The 7,755-nt window shown below is 75.8% G+C and carries 7 protein-coding genes; 4 read left to right on the plus strand and 3 right to left on the minus strand.

What is annotated here, in order from left to right; all coding sequences use genetic code 11:
* Nucleotides 1-94: 94 nt before the first annotated feature.
* Complete coding sequence (locus tag AB0F01_RS16170) at nt 95-865, plus strand: hypothetical protein (protein WP_362095217.1); 771 nt, start codon at nt 95-97, stop codon at nt 863-865.
* 157 nt (nt 866-1,022) lie between these two features.
* On the opposite strand, the gene AB0F01_RS16175 is transcribed toward AB0F01_RS16170, so the two are convergent.
* The gene (locus tag AB0F01_RS16175) at nt 1,023-1,877 is read right to left on the minus strand and encodes a GntR family transcriptional regulator (protein ID WP_362095262.1); all 855 of its coding nucleotides are present in this window, start codon (nt 1,875-1,877) and stop codon (nt 1,023-1,025) included.
* Between the two features lie 344 nt (nt 1,878-2,221).
* On the opposite strand from AB0F01_RS16175, the gene AB0F01_RS16180 reads away from it, so the two are divergent.
* Nucleotides 2,222-3,094: a (2Fe-2S)-binding protein gene (locus tag AB0F01_RS16180; RefSeq protein WP_362095220.1), complete on the plus strand. Its 873-nt coding sequence runs from the start codon at nt 2,222-2,224 to the stop codon at nt 3,092-3,094.
* A 591-nt stretch (nt 3,095-3,685) separates the two neighbouring features.
* Complete coding sequence (locus AB0F01_RS16185; RefSeq protein WP_362095222.1) at nt 3,686-4,735, plus strand: DUF2637 domain-containing protein; 1,050 nt, start codon at nt 3,686-3,688, stop codon at nt 4,733-4,735.
* Between the two features lie 266 nt (nt 4,736-5,001).
* On the opposite strand, the gene AB0F01_RS16190 is transcribed toward AB0F01_RS16185, so the two are convergent.
* On the minus strand, nt 5,002-5,481 hold the full coding sequence (locus AB0F01_RS16190) for an ATP-binding protein (protein WP_362095265.1): 480 nt from the start codon (nt 5,479-5,481) through the stop codon (nt 5,002-5,004).
* A 328-nt stretch (nt 5,482-5,809) separates the two neighbouring features.
* The gene (locus tag AB0F01_RS16195) at nt 5,810-6,427 is read right to left on the minus strand and encodes a hypothetical protein (protein ID WP_362095225.1); all 618 of its coding nucleotides are present in this window, start codon (nt 6,425-6,427) and stop codon (nt 5,810-5,812) included.
* Between the two features lie 283 nt (nt 6,428-6,710).
* On the opposite strand from AB0F01_RS16195, the gene AB0F01_RS16200 reads away from it, so the two are divergent.
* Nucleotides 6,711-7,755, plus strand: a 1,045-nt coding sequence (locus AB0F01_RS16200) for a helix-turn-helix domain-containing protein (RefSeq protein ID WP_362095228.1), incomplete at its 3' end; no start/stop codon positions are given.

Below are 7,755 nucleotides of genomic sequence, written 5' to 3' on the forward strand. Positions count from 1 at the left end.
CCTCTTGGCCCGGCCCTGTTGTTCGTGCTGAGATGCGGCCACCACTCAACAGCTCGATGGCGTGCTCGGGGAGGGCAACGTGGCGCATACCGCCATGTCTGGTAACGGAACGACCTCTGGTGACGATCCCCTCCAGACCGCGGTATGGCGGCTGCGCTCACGTGCCTGCTGGGCCGACGCGGCAGCCCTGCTCCCGGCGGCGGAACCGGCGGCCGCTCTGCAACGGGCCTCCCTGCTGGTGGAGCGGTGCCTGTACACCGAGACGGGCTGGGAGGAGGCCGAGGACGCGTTGCGCACCGCCGAGGCCCTCGCCACCGGCGACGACGAGCGGGGCGCCGCCGCTTGTGAACGCGGGTACTTGGCCTACGCGGCCACCCTGTTCGGCGTGCGCGACCGGGCCGACGAGGCACGCGCCGCCCTCGGCCGGGCGGCTGCCCTGATCGCTCCCGACGCGGCCGGGCGGCCCCTCCTGGACTTCCGCCGCGGGCTGGTCGCGGAGAACCTCACCCGGTCCCCGCAGGCCGCCCGGGCCGCGTACCGCAGGGCCCACGCGGGCGCCACCGCCCACGCCGACGCGCTGCTCCTGTCCGGGACGTGGCGCCATCTGGCCGGACTCGCCCTGCGCGAGGGAGAGTTGGTCGAAGCACGACAGGGCTTCGCCGAATCCCTCCGGATCCGCGAGGAGTTGGGCTATCTGATCGGCACGGCTCCGGCGCTGGTCTCGCTCGCCGACACGGAGACCGAGGCGGAGGCGTCCCGGCTGCGCGAGGAGGCCCGCCGGCTGTTCCGGCTCCTGGGGGGCGTCCCGACGTGGCTGGCCCGCCAGTTGGCACCCCCGGCCACGGGCGCGGCGGCGACGGCTTAGGAACACCCGCGGCCCGGCGGACGGAAACTCCCACCGAAGGGAAGCGCACCCCGGCTACGGCACGCCCGGCACGGGCCCGGCACGGAAGGACGACGCCACGCCTCCGGGGCATCCGGCGGCGAAGACGCTCCGCCGCCGGGGAGTTCCCGGTCCCCGCTCAGGCCGACCCGGTGAAGTGCTCCCGCACCAGGTCACGGACGACGTCCAGGTCGCCGGCGATCAACGCGTCCAGCAGCACGGTGTGTTCGTGGGCGTCGGCCACCAGTTCGCCCCGGTGGCGGGCGTCCGGGCCGCCGCCCACCAGAGGCCACTGGGCGCGGCGGTGCAGGTCCTCCGCTATGCGGACCAGTTGCTCGTTCCCGGCGAGGGCCAGCACCGCGCGGTGGAAGGCCCGGTCGGACTCGGCGTAGGTGGCACGGCAGCCGGAGACGGCGGCGCGGACCGTGGCCTCGGCGAGCGGACGCAGTTCCGCCCAGCGGGAGGCCGGCACGGTGCGGGCCAGCCGCAGCATCACCGGCACCTCGATGAGCGCGCGCACCTCCGCCAGTTCGGCCAGCTCCCGGGCGCTCCGTTCGACCACGCGGAATCCCCGGTTCGGCACGACCTCGACCGCGCCCTCCAGCGCGAGTTGCTGCATGGCCTCGCGGACGGGCGTGGCGGAGACGCCGAACCGCTGCGCCAGCACCGGCGCGGAGTGCACCTCGCCGGGCCGCAGTTCGCCCGACACGAGTGCGGTGCGCAGGGCGGCGAGGACCTGGCCGCGCACGGAGGAGCGCTGGACCGACACCCGCGGCCGGGGCAGCGGCGGTTCGCTGTGCGTGTGTTCGCCGCGCGCCGCACCGCCACCCGCACCGCCGCCCGCACCTCCCGTCCCGGTGCCGGGCCGCTCCCGGTCCGGGGCGGCCGCGTCCCATCCGGACTCCCTCGCGCCGGACTCCCTCGCACCGGTGTCCCCGCCCTCCCTGCGGACCCGCTCGCGGCCGGCGTCGCCGGCCCCGGGCTGGGCGGGCACGCGGTGGGCGGCGGGAAGGGCCGGGCCCTGCCGGGTGTTCCCGGCCCGCCCGGTCCCCGCGCTCCGGCGGACGTCCGACACGCGCGCCGCCTCCTCCGTCTCCCGCGCCCCGGTCACTCCCGTCCCGGTCTCCTCCGTCCTGACGGAGCCCTGCCCACCGTGCTTCACAGGTCCCCCTCCGGACGTTTCGGTACTTGAGGTCATTACGACGGGTTGTCACCCGGCCGTCAAGCACGATACGGGCACAGGGGCACGGGTTCACATCTCGCCGATCTTCGGTAAGGTGAGCCTTACCTTTCAAGCGGCCTCCACGGGGCCGGTCGACGACGTGAATGGGTGGTCCCATGCCTGTGCCCGGTTCGGCCGTCACCGACGCGTACGACCGCCTGGCCGAGGTCTTCCCGGCGATGGCGGTCACGGTACTCGGACCCGACGAGGACATGCCCCGGGGCGGCGGCTGGATCCCCGCCGCCGAGCTGGCCGCGGGCGGGCCGGAACTGGACGCCTTCCTCGCCCTGGACGACACCCAGGTGCAGCGGGACTACGGGCAGCAGGCCCGGCCCGACGTCATCGCCAGCTTCGGGCTGCACCGGTACGCCTGGCCCGCCTGCCTGCTGATCACCGTGCCGTGGTTCCTGCACCGCAGGGTGCCGCGCTGCCCCGTGACGCACGTCTCGTTCGACCGCACCGCCCCGGGCCTCGCCGTGGGCCGCATGGCCGTGCGCCCGGACACCTTCGCCTGCCTCCCGGACGACCCGGCGGCGGCGCTGCCCGGTGCCCGCGTCGTACCGGACGAGGAGGCCCTGCGCGCCGAGGTGCGCGCGGCCGTCGCGGAGCACCTGGAGCCGCTGCTGGCCTCCTTCGGCCCGCGCATGCGGCGTCGCGGGCGGGCCCTGTGGGGCATGGCGACCGACGAGATCGTCGAGAGCCTGTGGTACGTGGGCCAGCTGCTCGGCGAGGACACCCGGGTGGTGCGCGAACTGGAGTTGCTGCTGCCCGGGTCGACCACCCCGTACGTCGGCGCGGCAGCCTTCCGCCGTCCGGCCGGACCCGCCGGGGAGCCGGCCCCCGCCCCCACCCGGGACCGGGTGAGCTGCTGCATGTTCTACACGCTGCGCCCCGAGGACATCTGCGCCACCTGCCCCCGCACCTGCACCACCGCCCGGACGGCCGACCGCGCCGTACGCGCCGAGAGGCAGACCGCCCGGGCGAGCTGACGGACCGCACGGCCTGCCGCCCCGCCCCACAGGGCGACTCCGCACGTCACACCGGCGGCCGGGCGGGCCGCCACCCCCGGAGCCGACGCCCCCCAATCCGGCGTACCCAAACCCGGCGTACCCGGCCCTCACCGCTCCCGCGCCCCCGAGGACCGGGCCGCGCCCCGCGTGAGGAGTACCCCTGCCCCGTACGGGGCACCCAGCGCCCTGCCCGTACGGGGGCACTCCCGCGACCCGTACGGTGAGCTTCCGCGACCCGCGACGGTCACCCCCAAGACTCCTCGGCCCTCCGGGAACGCCGTCCCGCGCACCTCCCGCCTCCCTGAGGCCACCGTGACTCCGGGCACCCGAAGGTCACGGTTCATTCACACTTCCCTCACCCAGCGCGGGAACACTCCGTGGAACCACCCTTACGGGTAGTGTTATTCGAACTCACCTCCCGCCCCTCACGCGGCAGTTCGAGCAGAACGCCGCCCTGGGCATCCCCTCGCACTTCATTGGCGGCCTCTTGCCCCGAAAACCCCTGAGGGACGACGGGATTGGGCCACTATGGCGGGCGTTACGCCCTATCCCAATGCAAGGGACCCCTAGATGAGACTGACCGACATATCGCTGAACTGGCTGCTTCCGGGCGCCGTGCTGCTCCTGGGCATGCTGGCGGCGGTGGCGGTGCTCGCGCGCGGCAAGCGCTCCTCGGTCAAGGACACGAGTGCGGACGACTCGTGGGAGCGCAGCGAGGAGCGCCGCAGGCGCAAGGAGGCCATCTACGGCACCGTCTCCTACATCCTGCTGTTCTGCTGCGCGGCGGTGGCGGCGGCGCTGTCCTTCCACGGCCTGGTCGGCTTCGGCGAGCAGAACCTCGGCCTGTCCGGCGGCTGGCAGTACCTCGTTCCCTTCGGCCTGGACGGCGCGGCGATGTTCTGCTCCGTGCTCGCCGTGCGCGAGGCCAGCCACGGTGACGCGGCGCTCGGCTCGCGCATACTCGTGTGGACGTTCGCCTTCGCGGCGGCCTGGTTCAACTGGGTGCACGCCCCCCGGGGCATCGGCCACGCGGGGGCGCCGCACTTCTTCGCGGGGATGTCCCTGTCGGCGGCGGTGCTGTTCGACCGCGCGCTGAAGCAGACCCGCCGGGCCGCCCTGCGGGAACAGGGCCTGGTGCCGCGGCCGTTGCCGCAGATCCGCATCGTGCGCTGGCTGCGGGCGCCGCGGGAGACCTACCGCGCCTGGTCGCTGATGCTGCTGGAGGGTGTGCGCAGCCTGGACGAGGCGGTCGAGGAGGTCCGCGAGGACCAGCGGCAGAAGGAGGAGACCCGGCGGCGCCGCCGCGAGCAGGAACGCGTGGAGCGGGCCCGGCTCAAGGCGATCAGCCGGGGCCACCGCGGTTTCGTGGGCCGGGGCGGCGGGCGGGAGCTGGACACGCCGACGGTCGAGCGGGCCACCGACCTGGAGCGGGTGCCCGCGGAGCCTGCCATACCGGCGCCGGAGGCCCTGCCCGTGCGCGCGCGTCCCTCCCTGCAGCCGGTCCGCGGCGCCGGTGACGCCCAGCCCGTCGACCTGACCGCGGAGGACGACACACAGGCGCTGCCGCGCCTGGACTCCCTGGAGCGCAAGCTGAAGGACCTGGAGCAGCAGTTCGGCTGACGGTCCGTCGGGGACTGAGCGGGGGCCGTCGGAGACCGTACGGAGGGTCGGGCACGGGCACGGGCAGGCGACGGAAGGGCGACGGGGACGACGGCAGCGGGACGGAGTGCGGCGGCCCGAGTCGGCCGCACCCCGTCCCGCTGCCGTCAGGTCCGCCGGTGCCGGGCTCCTGTGGCGCGGCCCGTTCCCGCGGCACGCCGCGCGCCCCTGCCGGTTCACCCCCCGTGTGGCCGGCCGGGCGTCCCGGGGCCGCACGGCGGTCCGGATCAGGCCGGGTCCGCGCCCAGTTCGAACCAGACGGCCTTGCCCACGCCGTGCGCCCGGATCCCCCAGGCGTCGGCGAGCGCCTCGACCAGCGCCAGCCCCCGGCCGTGCGTGCGGTCGGTGTCCGGGGGACGCGGGCGGGGTTCGCGGGCCGTGAAGTCCCGTACCTCGACGTGCAGTCCGTCCGGTCCCACGGTGGCCGTCAGCACCGCGTCGTGGTCGGTGTGCACCAGTGCGTTGGTGACGAGTTCGCTGGTCAGAAGCTCTGCCGTCTCCGATCCGCCGCTCCTGCCCCACTGCCGCAACAGCTCGCGCAGGGCCCGGCGGGACTCGGGCACCGCCCTGAGGTCCGCCCGGCCCAGTCTGCGCCGCAGCTGAGTGCCCACCGCCACCGCGGTGTCCTCACCGGCTCTCTTCTCCGCCGTCTTCACCGAGGACGTCCCGGCCTCACCGGGAGCGACCCCGCCCACCTGCCTCGTCATGACCCCCGCCCGCGTTCCGATGTCGGTTCCCCCTTGCCCGAACACGTTCTTCGAACGGTCCAGGGGAATCCATGCCCCGTCACCGGTGCGGGAAGTCATGCCGGACCGTCACCGTCGGTCATCGGCCGAAGTTGGCCGAAGTGCGACGGCCACGTACCGGGTGCGGGGTCCGGCCCACGCGGGCGAGGCCCGGGCACACGGGTGCGGGGTCGTCCTCCCGACCCCCGAGGCGGGAGGACGACCCCGTCCGCGCGGTGGCGGGGCACCGTGGTCCGCGCGATGGCGGCTCACGGTCCGCGCGGTGGCGGCCCAGCGGTCAACGCTGCGGTCAGTAGAGCTTCTCCACGGCCTTCTTCGTGGTCTTCCGGAACGCGCCCACCGGGGCGTCACCGAAGTCGCCCATCTGGCCCCAGCCCACGACCGTCACGGTCCGGCCGTCCCGTCCCACGGACAGCAGGTGGATGTCCGTGGCGCCCCAGGAGGTCTCCGTGTGCAGGCCGTGCACCTTGGCGCCCTCCTCCACCCGCACCGGGCCGTAGGAGCGGTAGGCGGCGTCGACCTCCGGGTCGGACTGTTCCAGCCGCGCCGCACAGCCGCGGATCTCCTTGTTCAGCAGGGCGGCCAGCGCCCTGCCCTTGGCCGCGGACCCCGTCACGACGGTGACCTGCACGGCGCCCGTGTCCAGATCGGTGTGGAAGACCCGGTGCCGGTAGTCGTAGGCCGGGACGCCCTCGCCCAGGCAGTAGGCCAGCTCCACGGGGAAGCCGTCCGTGACGGGCCCCGCGCTCCAGTCGGAGAACGGGTGTGGCGGCAGCTGCGAGGCCGACAGGAAGCGGGGCGCCGCCTGGGCGGGCGCGGCCCCGGCGGGCGCGGTCAGCGCGGTGCCGGCGGCGACGACGGCGGCAGTGAGAGCGGCGAGCACGGCGGCTCGGGTACGCATGGGCATGGCGGTCCCCCGTAGGAACGTGATCGGATGCGGAGCGGTGCGGCGCGACGGGCGGGCGGTACCGCGCCCGGCCGGCCCGCGCCGGGGCCACCGTGACGGCCGGGCAGGTCCGTCCGGGGCCGTCGGCGACACCGAGAGCATCGGCGGTCGCGGGAGGACGGCGCAAGGGCCGAGGCCCGATCGGCGGGCCTGGAACCATCCCAGGCCCCCTGACGTGCAGGTACATGGGGTGCCTGGGACACCGTCCCGGGCCTGGAACGGGCCATTCGAGTGCGGGGTGACGGTGTCGGAGCAGGAGGAGGTCGCGCGGTTCGCCGCGCTGCTGCGGGAGTTGAAGGAGCGCACGGACCGCAGTTACGGCGCGCTGGCCCGTCGCCTGGGCATGAACACCTCGACGCTGCACCGGTATTGCGCGGGCGAAGCGGTCCCCGTCGAGTTCGCGCCCGTCGAGCGGTTCGCCGCCCTGTGCGGGGCGACGCGCGAGGAGCGCCTGGAGCTGCACCGCCGGTGGCTGCCGGCCGTGGAGGCCCGTCGGCGCCCCCGGACGGACGGCCGGCTGCCGGACGCCGGGACCGACCCCGAGGGGACCGACCCCGAGGGAACCGGCCCCGAGGGGACCGGCCCCGAGGGGACGGCCGGCGGGACACCCGGTGCCGCACGGGAGCCCGATCCGGCCGCCGGCCGAGCGGATTCGGACACCGCCGAGGTCACGGGCGCGCGCGCCGGCACCGGGGCCGGCCCGGGGGCGGCTGACGGGGCGTCCGGCGACACGACGCCCGACGCCGATGCCGATGCCGACGCCGTGCCCGGGCCCGCACCTGAGGCCGTCGGGGACGCCGTGCACGAGGCCGGGCCGGCCAGGCCGGAGGCCGTCGCGGACGCCGACTCGGTGGTGGAGCCCCGCACGGACGCCGCCTCCGACCTTCCGGAGGCGCCCGACCAGGGTGAGCGTCAGCCGGCGGGCACCGGACCGGTTCCCGGCCCGGACGACACGGCCCCGACCGGCTCCCCCGCCCCGGCCGCGCAGGCCGACGCGGGGGCGCTGGTCAACGGTCCGCTGCCGTCCGGCACCGCCGACCGCGCCCGGTCACGGCCGTGGTCCCGCCGCCGGAGGGCGGTCGTCGTCGGCGCGGTGGCCTGCGCGGTGCTGACGGTGGTGGGGGCGCTGGCCGCGCTGCCGGACGGGCGACGGGCTGCCGCCGACGAGGAGCGCACCGCCGTCACCCCGACGGCGAGCGCGGCGCCGACCGCGCCCCACCGGCGGGCCGCCCCGTCGGCGTCCCCGTCCGCGTCCCCCTCGCCGTCCGCGCCGTCCTCACCGGCCGGCG

The sequence above is a fragment of the Streptomyces sp. NPDC029526 genome (genome assembly GCF_040637405.1).
In the GTDB taxonomy this organism is placed as follows: domain Bacteria; phylum Actinomycetota; class Actinomycetes; order Streptomycetales; family Streptomycetaceae; genus Streptomyces.

Coding starts and splice junctions, on each gene's coding strand:
- AB0F01_RS16185 (WP_362095222.1), top strand. CDS start 3,686: ATGAGACTGACCGACATATCGCTGAACTGGCTGCTTCCGGGCGCCGTG.
- AB0F01_RS16195 (WP_362095225.1), bottom strand. CDS start 6,427: ATGCCCATGCGTACCCGAGCCGCCGTGCTCGCCGCTCTCACTGCCGCC.
- AB0F01_RS16170 (WP_362095217.1), top strand. CDS start 95: ATGTCTGGTAACGGAACGACCTCTGGTGACGATCCCCTCCAGACCGCG.
- AB0F01_RS16190 (WP_362095265.1), bottom strand. CDS start 5,481: ATGACGAGGCAGGTGGGCGGGGTCGCTCCCGGTGAGGCCGGGACGTCC.
- AB0F01_RS16180 (WP_362095220.1), top strand. CDS start 2,222: ATGCCTGTGCCCGGTTCGGCCGTCACCGACGCGTACGACCGCCTGGCC.